Source organism: Sphingopyxis sp., assembly GCF_035565275.1.
Classification (GTDB): domain Bacteria; phylum Pseudomonadota; class Alphaproteobacteria; order Sphingomonadales; family Sphingomonadaceae; genus Sphingopyxis.
In genome coordinates, this window is record NZ_DATMST010000174.1 from 19915 (window position 1) to 36079 (window position 16165).

Here is a 16165-nt window from a genome sequence, read left to right on the forward strand (position 1 = left end):
ACAAGAGGGGAAACAGAATGGAAGTGTTCCAGATACTGGCGATCAACGCCCTCACGGTTGTGGTCGCCTTCACCCTGTTATGGGCGATCTGCGCGTCGATCCGCGACGTCACCATGGTTGACGCCTGGTGGTCGCTGGGCATGGCGTTGATGGCGTTGGCGACCTTTCTGCAATTGGGCGGCGGCACCGACCGCCGCCTTCTCCTGCTCGCATTATGTTCGCTCTGGGCGATCCGGCTCGGCGGCTATCTTTTCTGGCGCTGGCGCGATCACGGTCCCGACCGCCGCTATGTACGGATGATGGAAAAGGCAAAGGAAGCCCGCGGCTGGTCCTATGGCCGTGCGTCCTTCTGGCTGGTCTTCGCAACGCAGGCGCCGCTGCAATTCATCGTCGCCCTGCCCGCGATGCTGGGTCAAATCCCGCCCGAGCCGGTGGAACTTGGCACGCTGGCCTATATCGGCGCCGCGCTGGCGCTGTTCGGCATTCTCTTTGAATCCATCGCGGACTGGCAACTCACGCGGTTCCGCAAGAACCCCGCCAATCAGGGCAAGGTGCTGTCGACCGGCCTTTGGCACTATACGCGGCATCCCAATTATTTCGGCGACGCCTGCCTGTGGTGGGGCCTGTTCCTGATCGGCGCGGAAACATCCCTCGGCTGGCTGGCGTTGCCCGGCCCCCTGCTCCTGACCTGGACGCTGATGAAATGGTCGGGCGCTCCGACGCTGGAGTTTCGTATGCGCAAGACCAAACCGGACTATGTCGCCTATATCGAGCGGACCTCCGGCTTCTTTCCCTGGCCGCCAAAGCGCGCACGCTGAATCTACGGAGGACAGGATGCAACTGACACCGCAACGCCGGATAGACGATTTCACCGCAAAGGGCTGGTGGGGCGACCTGACGCTCGACGATTGGCTGCAACGGGCAAGGCAGGCCGTGCCCGATCGCCTTGCACTGGTCGATCCCGCGAACCGCCCCGATCTCGACGGCAAATCTCCTCGCCGTCTGACGTGGCGCGAGCTGGGCGACGAAGTCGACCGGGTGGCCGCCGCGCTGCTCGATTGCGGATTGGTGAAAGACGATGTCATCACCTACCAGCTGCCGAATATCTCCGACACGGTGATCCTGGCGCTGGCGGCCTCGCGCATCGGCCTGATCATCTCGCCGGTGGTCATGCCCTATCGACGGCATGAACTGGACCATGTCGTGCAGTCGGTCGACCCGCGCGCAATCGTGACCATCGCCGCATTCGCAGGCTTCGACCATGCGGATCTGGCGCAGCAGGTGGCGGCCGGACGCGCCTGCCAACTGTTGATCCTTGGCGGCAATGCCCCCGAAGGCGCCGTCGATCTGGATGCCCGCATCGCCGCCGCCGATCCGTCCAAGGCTGCCGCCTATCGTAGCGAGAACCCGACCGGACCCGGCGAATTGTTCACCATATTCTGGACGTCGGGGACCGAGGCCCGACCCAAAGGCGTTCCGCGTGACCAGAACCACTGGATCGTCAACGGGATCATGGTGTCGGAGGCGGCGGACATCCGCGAAGGCGAAGTGCTGCTCAATCCCTTTCCCCTCGTCAACATCGGGTCGTTCGGGCTGGTAACGCCGTGGTTGTTGCAACAGGGGACACTCGTCCTCCACCACCCGTTCGACCTGCAACTCTTCCTGCGCCAGATCGTCGAGGAAGGGGTGAATTATACCATTGCGGCCCCGGCCATTCTGACCGCCTTGCTCAAGACGCCGGGCCTGCTCGACAGCATGGACCTGTCGTCGCTGCGGGCCATCGGATCGGGTTCCGCGCCCCTGTCACCGTTCATGATCGAAGGCTTTGCCAACGGATATGGCATCGAGGTCTGCAACATCTATGGCTCCAACGAGGGCGCATCGCTGTTCAGCGACGCCCGGTCGATGCCCGATCATGTCGATCGCGCGCGTTATTTTCCGCGCATGGGCGTGGACGGGATCGATTGGCCGGGAAGCATCAGCGCCCGGATGATCTCGACCCGTCTCGTCGATCTCGAGACGGAAGAAGACATTACGGAAAAGGGCAAGTCCGGCGAATTGCGCTTTCAGGGCGCCGCGACCTTTGGCGGCTATTGGAACAATCCGGAGGCGACGGCGAATGCGTTCGACGACCGGGGCTATTACCGCACCGGCGACCTGTTCGAGCTCGCCGGGGATGATCCGACGCCGCGCTTTTATCGCTTCGTCGGGCGGTGCAAGGAAATCATCGTTCGCGGCGGCGTCAATATCTCACCGGCGGAAATTGACGATATGCTGGCGGCGCACCCCGCGCTGAAAGAGGCGGCCGTGGTCGGCATTCCCGACGACAGGCTGGGCGAGCGCATGTGCGCCGCCGTCGTGCCTGCCGATGATGAAACGGTCGACCTCGACGCCATCGCCGCCTGGCTCAGCGACAGGGGCCTCGCCCGGTTCAAACTGCCCGAACGCATGGTGATCGTCGACAGCCTGCCGCGCAATGCCATGAACAAGGTATCGCGGCGCGCGTTGCGGGATCGGGTCCTGGACATGATCGGTTGAGCCGGCACGAGATTTTCCATGCGCTGGTCGAGGCGTGGAACGGCGGCGATGTCGATGCGGTCCTGTCGCTGATGACGGAAACGGTCGTCTGGCACATCGCCGCAGCAGCGATTCCACCCGTTTCGGGCAAGGCGGCGGTGCGGGCCGTGCTGGCAAAGCTTCGATCCGACATGGCGGAAACGCGTTGGCGGATCTTGCGCCATGCGGAATCGGCGGACCTCCTGTTCGTCGAGGGCGTCGATGCCTATCGCCGCACCAATGGCGTGGAGGTCGCCATGCCCTATGCTGCCGTGGTCGAATTCGAAGGCAATCTGATCGCGTCCTGGCGCGACTATATCGACACACGGCGCATGGAAAGCCTGCGCGCAGGCGACACCCCACCGGATTATCTCTGCGCGCTGGCTACCTGATCATCGGTCAAGCGGGTCGACGTTACCGTCACCACCTCGTGGCAATGGTCGCACGTGATCATCGGCACGAGACGATGTCCGCAACTGCTGTGCGTCAATATCTGCGGCGGCCCCTTGCCGCCATCCAACCAGCGATCGCCCCATGAAATCAGCTCGACGATCAGGGGGAACAGGTCGATCCCTTTCGCCGTCAGGCGATATTCGAAGCGTTCGGGCTTTTCCTGATAGAGCCGCCGGTCCAATACGCCCAGATCGACGAGACGGTTGAGTCGTTCCGAGAGGATGTTGGGCGCCACGCCCAACTCGCTTTCAAACTCGCCGAACTTGCGAACGCCGGTGAACGCCGATGCGATCACATGCGCCGTCCATCGGTCGCCCAGCACTTCCATCGCCCGTTCCAGCATCTGCCGATCGGGATCGATGGCGTCACGAAGCACGGTGGAGCGCCGTTGAACGCGCGGCGGCTGCGGCGGCTCCAGCCCCGCCCCCGGCCCGTCCGCCACCTGGATCGTACGCGCCGTCACAATCTCCCCGCACGCCTCGCACCTCAATTCCGGGGTGATGAGATGGCCGCACTTGTGATGCAGCCGGTGCGCGGCCGTCTCGACATCCGGAAACCAGATTTTTTCCCAGCGGATGATCATCAGCGACGCGCCGAACAGATCGACCCCCATCGCCGTCAACCGATATTCATAACGAGGCGGGCGTCCCTGATATTGCTCGCGCTGAAGCACGCCCGCATCCACCAGTCGCGAAAGCCGCCCGGTCAAAAGACTTCGCGCCATCCCGGTCCGGGATTGAAAGGTTTCAAATCGCCGCCGTCCCCGAAAGGCGTGGAACAGGATCATCAGGGTCCAGCGATCCCCCAGAATGTCGAGAGCCCTGCGCGCGGAATTGGATGGAAGCTGATGGCCGATTTTCTGCATGATCAGTGCAGGCCATCGCCATTCGGCGCGCTTTCATCAAGGGTGGCGGTCAATTGTTTGGCCATCGGAATCCGGCCTAACAGGCCGTCCGGAGGAGAACAATCGGCAATCGGACAGCGCTTCCGCTATTGGCTGGTGGCGGACCGACCGCTTCGATTACAAAAAATTCCGAATCGGCGGCTCTCCTTGTCTGCGATCGGTTTATCCTCTCTGCGAGTCGAGCATTTCATGCTCTTTCTCGACCTGCTGCGCCTTGACGTAGCTTTCGATGAGCAACTGATAGGGTGGAAATATCTTGGTGTAGACTTGGGCCCATTCGGCGGCGTCGTCGCGGTGCCATGTTTTCTGAAGCTCTGACGCGACGACGGCGGTGTCCATCGGAACGACGCCGGCCCGTACAACGCGCGCGAGCGTGATTTCCTGCGCCATCTTGGAAATAGGTCCCCGACGCGTCGACGACCGCGAACACCTTGTAGCCATCAGGGTTCGACATCGCGATCCGGGTCCGGCCGCCGCCGCTCACCGAGAGCGAACTTGTCATGCGCCGTTTCGACGAGCGCACGATCCGGATCGTCGCCAGCCCGGATTTGCTCAAGCAGCGGGCTATCACCCTGCCTGCCGATCTCGCCGGCCTGCCCAGCCTCGACTTCGGGCCGGCGCCGCGCGCCTGCCGACGCTTGTCGTTTGGGACGATTTGCAGGCAGGACGGCTGGTTACGGTGCTGCCGGACTGGAGACCGTCGAAAGAAATCGTCCATGCGGTGTTTCCATCCCGGCGCGGGCTCCTTCCTTCGGTGCGTGCGCTTCTGGATTTCCTTGGCGACGAATGTGCCGCGCAGCGGCGGCGCGTCCCGGAATCCGGCCGCGACTGAGCGTTTTGACCGTTTTCGGACCGACGGGTTCAGACCGAATCTCGCTGATAGCTGCCCGTTCTTTTGCGGGAGCGTGCGTACTTCATGCTGCGGGCAGGATCATTCTGGTACCGGGTGGCCTGTGAACAGCGAAAGGACGATGCCGCGCCTAGCTGTCGGAGCGACTCGCCGCGATGACCGGTCGATGGAGCAAGCCTCCGTCCACGGGCAGAGAGACCCCGTTTACATAGGCAGATTCTTCGCTGGCGAGAAAGAGGATGGCGCGGGCAATCTCGACCGGTTCGGCAAAGCGCCCCGCAGGAATCTGCGCGATCCAGGCTTGGCGATAGAAGGGGTCCATATCGGCGGTCATCGGCGTATCAGCCATGCCGGGCTGCACGCAATTGCAGCGGATCGGAAGGCCGGCAAGCGCAGCGGCTGCGGCGACGCTCCGCGTCAATTGCACGACGGCCGCTTTCGACGCGCCATAGGCGCCAAGAGCCTGGCTGGGGGCAGTCGCCGCAGTCGAGGCGATGTTGACGATACTCCCCGGTGCAGGGCGGCCCATGACACGCAATGCCTGCTGGCAGCCGAGCAGCGTGCCTTCGACATTCACCGCGAAGACGCGGCGCCAATGGTCGATCGACACGGCTTCGACCGATGCGGGACCGCCCCCCGCGGCGATCCCGGCCGCGTTGACCAATATATCCAGCCGGCCTGATGCCTCCATGATGCGGTCGACCGCGGCCGACCAATGTGCTGCTTCCGTCACGTCAAGACGGAGGTCGACCGACGGCACCACATCAGCCCTCCACACTTCTGCGCCCGTGGCCTCGAGCAGATCGGCGGTTGCCGTTCCGATCCCCGATGCGGCGCCGGTGACCAGTGCAACCTTCCCGGAAAGGCTGGCCATCTTTTCAGGCACGCACCGGCTCGACTTGCCCGACCGTCTCGGGCCCTGTGGCAGTGCGGGCGGGATTCGGCAGAAACATGAGGATCGCGGCGCCCGCGACCGTTCCGACGGTCGATACGATCAAGGCCGGGCCATAGCCGCCGCCAGCGCCGGCAATCCAGCTGATCAGCACCGGACTCGCCCCGGCGGAGGTGATCAGGCATGCATAGGCGAGTGCGTAGAGCCGCCCGAAGCTTTCGAGTCCGAAATAGCGCGAGATGAAATAGGCCATGATATCGAGTTCCGCACCGATCGTCAGGCCGATCCCGAGCGCGGCCAGGCTGACGAGCGAAGGGTCCGACCCGAGCAGCAGCAGACATGCAAGACCCGAAATGGTGAACGCCACGGCCGCTACAATCTGGGCGGGAAAATGATCGAGCGCCCAGCCGGATCCCAACCGCCCCACCAATACGGCGACCCCGATCAGCGACTGGACCTGCGCTGCGCCCGAAGGGCTGAAGCCCCGCTCGCGCAACAGCATGATGAGGTGGAGCAGATAGCCGCCACTGAAAAAGGCCGGCGCGAGAAAACCGAGCAGCATCATCCAGAAGAGCGGGCGCCGCAGTGCCGAAAAATCGCCGGTTTTTAGCGAGGCTGCGCTTTCGCCGTGCGCTTCGCCCTCGCTGCGGATCAGGAGCACGCCGATGCCCCCGAGCAGCAACACGAGCCCGGCCATGAAGAAGTAGCCGCCGCGCCAGCCGACCTGGTCGATGATCCAGGTTGCCCACATCGGCCCCGTGATCGCCATCAGGCCGAGGCCGCTGATCATGATCCCGAGCGCGAGCCCCCGTGAACGATCGAACCTGGTCGTCACCATGCGCGCAAAGGCGGGCGGTGTCGTGCCGACCCCGAGGATGGCGAGCAGAAAAATGCCGGCCGCATAGAAAGTGAAATCGGCGGGGATCAGCCCGAGAATTGCGAAGGCCAAGGCTTCGCCGATCACCGCGACACTGACGACCCGAAGCGCGCCGTAGCGATCCATCATCACACCGGCGATCGGTGCACAGATCGCGACGCTTGCCGACAGGATCAGCGTCGCCAGCGACATCTGGTCACGAGTGAAGCCCGCATCCTCGGTCAGCGCATGCACAAATGCACCGCTGGTGTAGGCGTGCAACCCGATCGTGCCGATGGCGGCGGCAATGGTGCATCCCGCCAGCGTGCGCCAATGCCGGTGGAATTCATGCGGCCTTTCCATCATTCTCTCCCTTTGCACGCAGTTCAGAATTTGAACCCGGCCGATGCACCGATCACGCGCGGTTTGTTCAGCCCGACCTGCGGATAGCTGAACGTCACGGCGGCCGTATTGATGATGCGCGCATTGGTAAGATTGGTGCCAAAGATCGAGAATGACCAGCGTTCATCTTCGGGTTTCAGCGTCAAACGGGCACCGAGTTCACCGCCCGACGGATCCTGCCAGGGCTGGGCCGTCTGGTCGGTGAAGAAGAAATAAATACGGTCACGCCAGCGATAGTTGACCTGAGCGCCGAGCAGCAGATCATCGCCGAGCGCGACATCCTGCTCGCCCTGCACGAAGAACTGCCACTTGGGCGTACGTGGAAGCTTGTTGCCGGTCGCGTCGACGGGCCGGTCAAGCGTATCGCGCGCGGTCGGAAAACTGGTGAACTTGGCGTCGGTATAGGCAAGATTCCCGGAAAAACGCGTCATCGCCCCGGGCCGGGCGTTAAGCTCGAGTTCGACACCCTTGATCCGCGCCTCCGCGGCATTGGTGATAATCGCCCCTCCGGTCGGCACGCCGGCGCGCAATTGGAGGTTCGAATAATCGCTCTGGAAGGCGGCGATCGAGAAGTCGATCATGCGATCGAGCAGATTTCCCTTGGCGCCCACTTCCCAGCTCTTGTTGATCTCGGGCTGATAGGAGGGCTGCACCGCGAAGGGATTATAGCCGCCGGCGCGGAAACCGCGCCCATAGCCGGCGAATAACATCAGGTCGCGCGAAGGCTGGTATACGAGCTTGGCGCGATAGGACGTATCGGTCCAGTTTTCTTTCGGCGGCGCATAGATGGTCGTCGTCGTGACATTGGTGTCGAGGTTGGTGGGCTGGATCGTCGCGTCGAGCCGCTTTTCGTCGCGTGTGTAACGAATGCCGCCAATGACATGGAGTTTGTCGGTGACCTTGAAGGTTGCGTCGGCAAAGCCCGCATAGGAGGTGGTGTAGAGATTGCCGCGATATTTGGTTACGGTGTTGGTCGGCAACGAGAAACGCAGATTGTAGATATCGTCTTCGTAGAACTGGTTTTCATCGAAGAAATAGAGGCCGAGGATCCAGGAGAAGCGCCGGTCTCCGGACGATTGCAATCGAAGCTCCTGACTCCACTGGCTGCTGCGATCATCATTCTGGTTATACCCCATGCGCGCGGTGGCGAGGCCATCGGAATCGTTGGTCCCCTGCACGACCGCGCGGCGCCAGCCGGTTACCGAAACGAGGTCGATGTTGCCAAAGCTGTATTCGAGCTTTGCCGCGATGCCGCCGGTCTTCACGGTCGTGTCGGTTCCGGGGTCGAGCGCGATGATGTCGTCCTTGAAGATACGATCGCGGTCGGCGGGAAGGAGCGGCGCATTCGGCGTCGCGGTCCCGGCCGGGATCAGCGGGCCCGTAGGCAGCGGGCTGAAATTGGTATTGGCATAGCGGAAAATCGCAGGCTGGTTGTTCGTCCAGCTATAGTCGCCGATGATCCGCGCATTGAAGTCGCCGGACTCCAACGTCGTGACCAGGCGCGACTGGAAGCTTTCGCCGCCCCCGATGTGCTTCCCGGAGACAGGGTTGAAGGCCCAGCCGTGGTCGTTGACATAGCCCAGCGCAAGTCTCGCCCCGATGCCCTCGCCAAGCGGTCCCGATATTGCGCCCTGGGTGCGGAATTCGCGCGGATCGGCAATGCTCATGTTGAACTGGGCGCTCGGCTCGTCGGTCGGGTCGGCGCTGCGGATGAGGATCGCACCGGCGGTCGCGTTGCGGCCCTGGAGCGTTCCCTGCGGCCCGCGCACGATTTCGATCGTACCGAGATCGAGCAGGTCGGACATGCCGACCGTCACGCCGCGCGCGACATAGATATCATCGACATAGATGGCGACAGGCTCGTCGCCGGTGTTGAGCGCAAGGCCCGTCGCACCGCGCAGCGTGATATAGGTGCGCCCCCCGCCCGAATTGCCATGGAAGAAGACGCCGGGCACGACACCCTGCAGTTCGGCAAAGTTGCGCGCGTTGGTGCTTTCGAGCAGTGCGGGGTTGACCACGGTGATCGAGATCGGGACATCCTGGAGCCGCTCGTTGCGCTTTTGCGCGGTCACGACAATTTCGTTGGCGGCGGGCGTGGCGCTAACGGCATCATCTTCCTGAGCATGGGCCGGCGCCGCGGCGAGCGCGATCGCCAGCGCCGAAACGGCACCGGTATAGCGCATGTGCGCAATCGTGGCGTGAATGTCCATCTTCCCCTCCAGGTTCATCATTATCGTTTGATGTCCCGTATTGGGCAGACGGAGGAGGAGAGAAAAATTGAAACTTGCGCGCGGAGCAATAGCCACAGGTTATCGTATATTGCCAATATCACCACTTTCTCTCATTATTTCGACCTTTACCATAGCGGCAGAACGAGGATGGAGGCCCGGCGATGGACTTGAGAGTGCTGCGCTATTTCATGGCATGCGTCGAGAACAAGACCATGCACGCGGCGGCCGAAGCTGTGCATGTGTCGCAGCCCGCGCTCAGCAAGGCGATCAACGGGCTGGAAGCCGAGCTCGGCGTACCGCTGCTCGACCGGCGCCCGCGCGGGGTTGAGCCGACCCGCTTTGGCGAGACCCTTTTCCGTTACGCAAAGATGATCGACAGCGACGTGCGCCGCGCCGTAGCCGAAATCGACGCCATGCGCGGACTCACGCGCGGCACGATCGTCATCGGCGTCATTCCGACGATGAATGCTGTCATGGGTGACGTTGCGCGACAGGTGATGGAAACGCTGCCGGGCCTCAAGCTCAAGCTGAAAATCGCCTTCTCCGTCGAACTTACCGCCGCCCTGCTCGATGGGGAGCTTGACGTTGCGCTGCTGCTGATTCCCGGTGAGAGCGGACCGCTCGGTCTCGATTTCGAGCCGCTGGTGCAGACGGGGCCCCGGGTCGCGACCCGACCCGACCATCCCCTTACCAGACGCCCGAACCTCTCGCTCGCCGACCTTTCGGATTTTCCCTGGCTCATTCCCGACTATCCGCCGTCGCATCGCGAGATCATCAACAATGCCTTTCTCGACGCCGGCATTCCACCGCCATCGAGCGCGATCGACGTCAGCACGGTGATCCTGTTCGATACGGTAGTCCAGAACACCGATCTCATCACCGTCGTCCCCTCGACGCTTCTCAACGCACGCCAGTCCGGTCTCGTCGCGCTCGATGTCAATTTCGCCTTTCCGCCCGAACAGGTCGGCCTCGCCTATCGTCAGCACAGTTCCCTGTTGCCGGGCGCCCGGGCCGTGATGCAGATGATCCGGGAAGCCTGCGCTGCGCTGCCGGGCGCGGCCCCGCCAAGAAATAACCAAAAGTTATCGAAATCCGCCTCAACGGTCTTTGTCCCTTAAGGCACGCCCCGATAGCACCCCCGAAAGCGCCGCCGATCATGGCAGGTGCCTGGCGGGGATCGATGCGAAGGCATGGCGAACAGGGCGGACTTCGATATTGCAATCATAGGTCTGGGGCCGGTGGGCGCGGCGGCGGCGAATCTCGCGGGCGCCGCCGGCCTGCGAACGCTGGTTCTGGAACGCGGGGACGCGCCCTATCGTCAGCCGCGAGCGATCGTTTTCGACGCTGAGATCATGCGGATATTCGACTCGATCGGCCTTGCAGGCGCGGTGGCCGACGTCACCCGGCCCCTGGGCGGCTCGGTCTATCTCGGGGCGGATTTGAAGCCCATTCGGACTTTTCGCGCCAGGCCACGATCCGACCCCCTCGCCTGGCATCCCGGCAACCTCTTCTACCAGCCGCAACTCGAGGCCTTGTTGCGCGACGGGCTCGCCCGTTTCCCGCATGTCGAGGTGCGCTGTGGGCACGAGGTCACCGGTATCGACGGCAGCGAGATCAGCGCGTGCGACGGCGAGGGGGAAGGCGTCGCCTTCTCTGCCCGCTTCATCCTCGCTTGCGATGGCGCTAGCAGCACGGTGCGCAAGACGCTGGAGATTCCCCTCGACGATATCGGTTTCGAGGAACGCTGGCTCGTCGTCGACACCCTCGTCGACGGACCGATGCAATGGCCGGAAGATCACGAAATTCCCGAGGAGGTGCGCGATGGCCGCTTTTCCCTGATGGTCTGCGACCCCGCCCGCCCCGCGACGCTGATCCCGGGATCAGGTCGTCATCGGCGCTGGGAATATATGCTCCTGCCCGGCGAACGAGACGAAGAGGTGATGGAAGAAGCCTGGCTTCGCCGCCATATCGGCAAATGGATCGATCCTGACCATGTCGAGATCGTCCGCGCCGCCGTCTATCGGTTCCGCGCGCTCCTCGCCGACCGGTGGCGCGCAGGAAATGTCTTCCTTCTCGGTGACGCGGCGCACCAGACACCCCCCTTCTACGGACAGGGCATGTGCCATGGCATTCGCGATGCGGCGCAGCTGATGTGGCGGTTGTCGCTGGTGCTGCGCGGGACCGCGGACGCCGCGCTGCTCGACAGCTACCAGCCCGAGCGCGAACCGCATGTACGGGCCGTCATCTCGGCGTCGGTCGCAGCTGGAGCGGAAGTGTGCAAGCTCGATCCCGAAGATGCTGCCCGTCGCGATACCGCCTTTCGCGAAGCGGAGCGTAATCGGGATGGAACGGTGGCGATGACCGACATCGTCCCGCCGATCCGGGGAGGGGTTGTCGATGCCGCCAGCGGCGGCATGCGTGTGCCAGAATTCGTGGTCGCCTCGCCCGAAGGCCGACGTCATTTCGATGCCCTGCTGGAAGGCCGTTTCACCTTGCTTGCTGCGGCACCCCTGGCGTCGGACGCTTCTGCGTGGGCCGCTATCGAGGGCCAGACCATCCGCCCCGACGATCACGCCCTGCAGGAGTGGCTCGCCAGCGATGGCAACGATTGGACGATCGTCCGTCCCGATCGGTATATCTTTGCCGCCGGCGCGGGTCAGGACGCGCTCGATGCCGCGATCGCCGACCTTGCCGCCCAGCTTTGTCTCGTCGCCCCGGCGGCATCGACGCTCTCTTCATCAACGGAAGCCCTGCCATGACCCGCATCAATTTCTCGCTCAACCATGTCGGCATCTATGTGATCGACATCGATCGGATGACCGATTTCTACACCAGCTTCTTCGGCTTCATCGTCACCGACGAACGCACCGACGTGAACCCGATCCGCTTCATGACCATGTCGCCCGACGAGCATCACCAGCTATTGCTCGCTTCGGGGCGTGCGCCCGACAGCCCGTCGACGGTCGCCCAGATTTCCTTTCTGCTCGACGATTTCGCGCAATTGCGCGCTGTCCACGATCGCGCGCAGGCCGATCCGCGGATCACGAAGATCTGGACGCTCGATCATGGCAACAGCTGGACCGTCTATTTTCGCGATCCCGAGGACAACATCATCGAAACCTACGTCCATACGCCCTGGCATGTCAGCCAGCCCTACGGGACGCCCATCGATTTCAGCCTTTCCGACACGGAGATATTCGCCGCGACCCAGAAGGCGGTGCTGAACAACCCGAGTTATATGCCCGCCGGCGATTTTCGCGAGCATTTGGTGGAGCGCCTCGGCCAATGAAACTCGCGACATACAGTATCGGCGACGGCCCGCGCGTCGGCGTGGTGCAGGACGACCGCATTTTTGCCATCGAGACCCCGTCGATGGAGGACCTGCTTGGCGACGGCCCGGAAGGGATGCGCCGTGCCGCTCGCGCCATGGAGACTGGCTCCGGAGACGCGCTCGTGGCCGTCCGCCTGCATGCGCCCGTGCTCAGGCCCCGCAAGTTCCTCGGCATAGCCTCCAACTATCAAAGCCATATCGACGAGGTGAAGGCAACCAATCCTGACTATATCGCGCCCCTGTTTCAGCGCTGGTTCGCGAAGCTGCCCACCTCGATCAACGGCCCCTACGACCCGATCCTGCTGCCGCCGGAAGGCGAACAGCTCGATTGGGAAGTCGAACTGGCGGTTGTGATCGGCCGGCGCTGTCGCCGCGTCGCGCCCGAAAAGGCCCATGAGGTGGTTGCAGGCTACACGATCTGCAACGACGTGTCCTTGCGCGACTGGCAAAAGCGCAGTCCGACGATCATGCTCGGCAAGTCGTTCGACACACACGGCCCCCTTGGCCCGTGGATCGTCACGCCCGACGAAGTCGGCGATCCCCACGCGCTGCGCATGCGCTGCCTTGTAAACGGCGAGACGGTGCAGGACGGATCGACATCGGAGATGATCAACAATGTCTGGGAGCAGATCGCCTATCTGTCCACCGTATGCACGCTGGAGCCGGGCGATGTGCTCGCGACCGGCACACCCAAGGGGACAGGCGGGTCGATGTCGCCGCCGCGCTTTCTGAAGGCGCGCGACAGGGTAAGGTGCGAAGTTCAGAATATCGGCGCGATCGAGGCCGAAGTGCAGGCAGAGGATATCGCATGAACGAACTGGAACGATACGCGGTGAAAAGGGAGATCATCGATCTGCTTCACAGTCGCGCGCGCGGCGCCGACCGCTATGACCCGGCGCTGATGAAGGCCTGCCATCCCGTGGACGGGACCGACAATCACGGCACCTACCAGGGGTTGATGCACAGCTTCATCGACACACTCGAGGCGGCGCGACAACACGGTCCCGAGTGCTTTTCTAAACTGCACATTATCGGCAATGCGCTGTTCGACTTCCGTGCAAATGGCGATGTCTTCGTCGAAAGCTATCATGTCGCGCACGAGACCTTTGCGGATCCCGATGGCGGCACAAACTTCTTTCATATCGGTGGCCGCTATCTCGACACCTTCCGCATGGTAAATGGCCGCTGGCTCATCCAGCATCGCGATATCGTCTACGACTGGTCGCGCGTCATGCCCGGCACGCGTCCGTTCTGGAATCACGAAACCCAGCCCGCCCGTCTGATGGGCAGCCGCACGGCGGATGACCCGCTCTACGCACCCGGCGGCGCGACGCGCGGCACCCTCATCCCCTCCCGCAATATCAAGGAACCGACCGACATGGATGCCGCCCTCCAGCAACTGCTCGACAAGCAGGAAATCGCCGAAGTCCTTTATCGCCGCGCGCGCGCGGGCGACCGCAGCGACGCCGAGCTGGCGCACACATGCTACCATCCCGGCGCCACCGAACGGCACGGCGAGTTCGACGGGCTTGCCACCGAATTCATCGACGTCGTGTCCTTCACCCGTCCCAGGCCCGGATCGCCGATCAAGGGGATGATGCACATGATCACCAACATCCTGTGCGAATTTTCGGACGCCGACCATGCGTTCGTCGAAAGCTATCATGTTGCCTGGTGCCAGATGACCGACGGCACCGATGCCGAAATCGGCGGCCGCTATCTCGACAGGTTCGAGCGACGCGACGGGCGCTGGGCGATCACCCATCGCGACGTGATCTTCGACTGGAGCCGGATGGAGCCCGAGACCGCCAAATTCTGGGACCGCCACCCCGCCAGGCCCTTCCTGTTCGGAAAGCGCGGCGCAGAGGATCCGCTCTATACCTATATCGAGCGGGCGGCCTGACGATGATCCGCCATTTCGTCGATATCTCCGTCCCGCTGGAAAACGACGTCGCGTCCGATCCCGCCCCTTATCGACCGAAAATCGAATATTTCACCCATAGGGACCAGGTCGGCGAGCTGGCGCATTTCTTTCCCGGCCTGACCGCCGACCAGCTCCCCGATGAAGAGGCATGGTCGTACGAGCGGGTAGACCTCATCACCCACAACGGCACCCATCTCGACGCGCCCTATCATTTCGCCTCGACGATGAACAACGGCGAGCGAGCGATCGCGATCGACGAAGTTCCGCTCGACTGGTGTTTCCGTCCGGGGGTCAAACTCGACTTTCGAGGGCTCGCCGACGGTCATGTCGTGACCGCACACGAGGTCGAAGCCGAACTCGACCGCATCGGCCACACGCTCAGGCCGTTCGACATCGTGGTGGTCAACACGCGTGCGGGCAGCCGCTACGGCGCCGACGACTATCTCTCCGCCGGGATCGGCATGGGGCGCGAAGCAACACTCTACCTGCTCGAGCGAGGCGTCCGCGTCACGGGCACCGACGCGTGGAGCTGGGACGCGCCCTTCAGCTACACCGCCGAACGCTACGCCGAAACCGGAGACGCCGGCCTGATCTGGGAAGGGCACAAAGCGGGGCGGGACATCGGCTATTGCCACCTCGAAAAGCTGCACAATCTCGAGGCCCTGCCAGCCGACGGTTTCACCATCGCCTGCTTTCCGGTCAAGATCAAAGGTGCATCCGCCGGCTGGACCCGGGCGGTCGCCATATTCGAGGAGGCGGCATGAAGCTCGCGACACTCCGCTCCGGCGGCGACGGGCGTCTCCTTGTCGTCTCCCGCAACCTTCAGCGCGCCGCGATCGCCGAAGCGGCACCGACGTTGCAGGCAGCGCTCGACGACTGGGAGCGCGTCGAGCCAGCGCTTCGCGCCGAGGCCGACCGGATCGAGAACGGTACTGCGGAGAGCTTTGCGGTCGAGCCCGAGGCGCTCGATGCCGTTCTGCCGCGCGGCTTCCAGTTCCTCGACGCTTCGGCCTTCCTCGCCCATAATCATATTCTTTCCGACGCGTGGGGCTTCGAAAAACGCGGCGAGCGGGAACCGCCATTGATGTATCAGGGCATTTCGCATCGCTATTTCGGCCCGAGGGAGACGATCCGTTTTCCCCGTGCGGCGCATGATGTGGACTTCGAGGCCGAAATCGGCGTGATCACCGACGCCGTCGCGCAGGGTGTGAGCGCGAAAGCAGCCCTCGCCCATGTCCGCCTGATCATCGTGATCAACGACTGGAGCCTACGCGCCTTCGGACCTGCCGAGATGAAAGGCGGGTTCGGGTTCATCCACGCCAAGCCGCCGAGCAGCATGTCGGCTTTCGCCGCGACACCCGATGAACTCGGGGATGCATGGCGTGACGGCCGGGTGCATCTGCCGCTTCGGGTCTGGCGCGGTGACGCATCCTTTGGCCATCCGCACGGCAGTGCCATGCATTTCGGGTTCGGCGAACTCATCGCCCATGCTGCTGCCACGCGCGACCTGTGCGCGGGAACGGTAATCGGGTCCGGCACCGTGGCCAATCATGACGCCGAGGAGGTCGGATCGGGTTGCATTGCCGAGCGGCGCGCGCTCGATGCGTTGGCCGGCAGATCCGCAACAGCCTATCTGCGCGATGGCGAACGCGTCCGCCTGGCGTTGGGCGAAGGGGGCGAAGCTTTGCTCGGCACGCTCGACCAGATCGTACGTATCCGGGATAATGATTGAAACATCCCTCGGACATCGGGATCTTCGTTTTCCG

Annotated in this window: 16 protein-coding genes; 11 read left to right on the forward strand and 5 right to left on the reverse strand. The window is 63.3% G+C overall.

Annotated features, from left to right (window positions below; genetic code table 11):
- Window positions 1–17: 17 nt before the first annotated feature.
- From VN047_RS12065 to VN047_RS12075, 3 genes are read left to right on the forward strand one after another with little or no spacing between them, the layout of a single operon-like run.
- A complete protein-coding gene (locus VN047_RS12065) occupies window positions 18–818 on the forward strand; it encodes a DUF1295 domain-containing protein (protein WP_325542993.1) in 801 nt (266 codons plus the stop codon).
- Window positions 819–834: 16 nt separating this feature from the next.
- The gene (locus VN047_RS12070) at window positions 835–2538 is read left to right on the forward strand and encodes a class I adenylate-forming enzyme family protein (RefSeq protein WP_325542995.1); all 1704 of its coding nucleotides are present in this window, start codon (window positions 835–837) and stop codon (window positions 2536–2538) included.
- On the forward strand, window positions 2535–2948 hold the full coding sequence (locus tag VN047_RS12075) for a nuclear transport factor 2 family protein (RefSeq protein ID WP_325542997.1): 414 nt from the start codon (window positions 2535–2537) through the stop codon (window positions 2946–2948). Before VN047_RS12070 ends, VN047_RS12075 begins: the two co-directional genes overlap by 4 nt.
- Here the strand turns inward: VN047_RS12075 and VN047_RS12080 are convergent.
- Window positions 2924–3874 (reverse strand): helix-turn-helix domain-containing protein, encoded by a 951-nt coding sequence (locus VN047_RS12080; protein ID WP_325542999.1) that lies wholly within the window; start codon window positions 3872–3874, stop codon window positions 2924–2926. The two genes, VN047_RS12075 and VN047_RS12080, sit on opposite strands and share 25 nt — an antisense overlap.
- Window positions 3875–4075: 201 nt before the next feature.
- On the reverse strand, window positions 4076–4303 hold the full coding sequence (locus VN047_RS12085; RefSeq protein WP_325543001.1) for a hypothetical protein: 228 nt from the start codon (window positions 4301–4303) through the stop codon (window positions 4076–4078).
- Here VN047_RS12085 and VN047_RS12090 point away from each other — a divergent pair.
- On the forward strand, window positions 4287–4745 hold the full coding sequence (locus tag VN047_RS12090) for a LysR substrate-binding domain-containing protein (protein ID WP_325543003.1): 459 nt from the start codon (window positions 4287–4289) through the stop codon (window positions 4743–4745). The genes VN047_RS12085 and VN047_RS12090 overlap by 17 nt on opposite strands.
- Window positions 4746–4893: 148 nt before the next feature.
- Here the strand turns inward: VN047_RS12090 and VN047_RS12095 are convergent, their stop codons facing one another.
- From VN047_RS12095 to VN047_RS12105, 3 genes are read right to left on the reverse strand one after another with little or no spacing between them, the layout of a single operon-like run.
- Complete coding sequence (locus tag VN047_RS12095; RefSeq protein WP_325543005.1) at window positions 4894–5637, reverse strand: SDR family NAD(P)-dependent oxidoreductase; 744 nt, start codon at window positions 5635–5637, stop codon at window positions 4894–4896.
- A 4-nt stretch (window positions 5638–5641) separates the two neighbouring features.
- Window positions 5642–6874: an MFS transporter gene (locus tag VN047_RS12100; RefSeq protein ID WP_325543007.1), complete on the reverse strand. Its 1233-nt coding sequence runs from the start codon at window positions 6872–6874 to the stop codon at window positions 5642–5644.
- Between the two features lie 23 nt (window positions 6875–6897).
- On the reverse strand, window positions 6898–9123 hold the full coding sequence (locus VN047_RS12105) for a TonB-dependent receptor (protein ID WP_325543009.1): 2226 nt from the start codon (window positions 9121–9123) through the stop codon (window positions 6898–6900).
- A 182-nt stretch (window positions 9124–9305) separates the two neighbouring features.
- Between VN047_RS12105 and VN047_RS12110 the strand changes: the two genes are divergently transcribed.
- The 7 genes from VN047_RS12110 to VN047_RS12140 all read left to right on the forward strand — a co-directional run bounded on the left by VN047_RS12110 (window position 9306) and on the right by VN047_RS12140 (window position 16131).
- Window positions 9306–10262 carry a LysR family transcriptional regulator gene (locus VN047_RS12110; RefSeq protein WP_325543010.1) on the forward strand — a complete coding sequence of 319 codons (957 nt, stop codon included), beginning with the start codon at window positions 9306–9308 and terminating at the stop codon, window positions 10260–10262.
- Window positions 10263–10334: 72 nt separating this feature from the next.
- Entirely contained in the window at window positions 10335–11903 is a 1569-nt protein-coding gene (locus VN047_RS12115) for a bifunctional 3-(3-hydroxy-phenyl)propionate/3-hydroxycinnamic acid hydroxylase (RefSeq protein WP_325543012.1), read from the forward strand.
- On the forward strand, window positions 11900–12433 hold the full coding sequence (locus VN047_RS12120; protein ID WP_325543014.1) for a VOC family protein: 534 nt from the start codon (window positions 11900–11902) through the stop codon (window positions 12431–12433). The genes VN047_RS12115 and VN047_RS12120 overlap by 4 nt, the downstream gene beginning before the upstream one ends.
- Window positions 12430–13287, forward strand: coding sequence for a fumarylacetoacetate hydrolase family protein (locus VN047_RS12125; protein WP_325543016.1), 858 nt, complete (start codon window positions 12430–12432; stop codon window positions 13285–13287). The genes VN047_RS12120 and VN047_RS12125 overlap by 4 nt, the downstream gene beginning before the upstream one ends.
- On the forward strand, window positions 13284–14378 hold the full coding sequence (locus VN047_RS12130; protein ID WP_325543018.1) for a nuclear transport factor 2 family protein: 1095 nt from the start codon (window positions 13284–13286) through the stop codon (window positions 14376–14378). Before VN047_RS12125 ends, VN047_RS12130 begins: the two co-directional genes overlap by 4 nt.
- A 2-nt stretch (window positions 14379–14380) precedes the next feature.
- On the forward strand, window positions 14381–15163 hold the full coding sequence (locus tag VN047_RS12135; protein ID WP_325543020.1) for a cyclase family protein: 783 nt from the start codon (window positions 14381–14383) through the stop codon (window positions 15161–15163).
- Entirely contained in the window at window positions 15160–16131 is a 972-nt protein-coding gene (locus tag VN047_RS12140; protein WP_325543022.1) for a fumarylacetoacetate hydrolase family protein, read from the forward strand. Before VN047_RS12135 ends, VN047_RS12140 begins: the two co-directional genes overlap by 4 nt.
- Window positions 16132–16165: the final 34 nt, after the last annotated feature.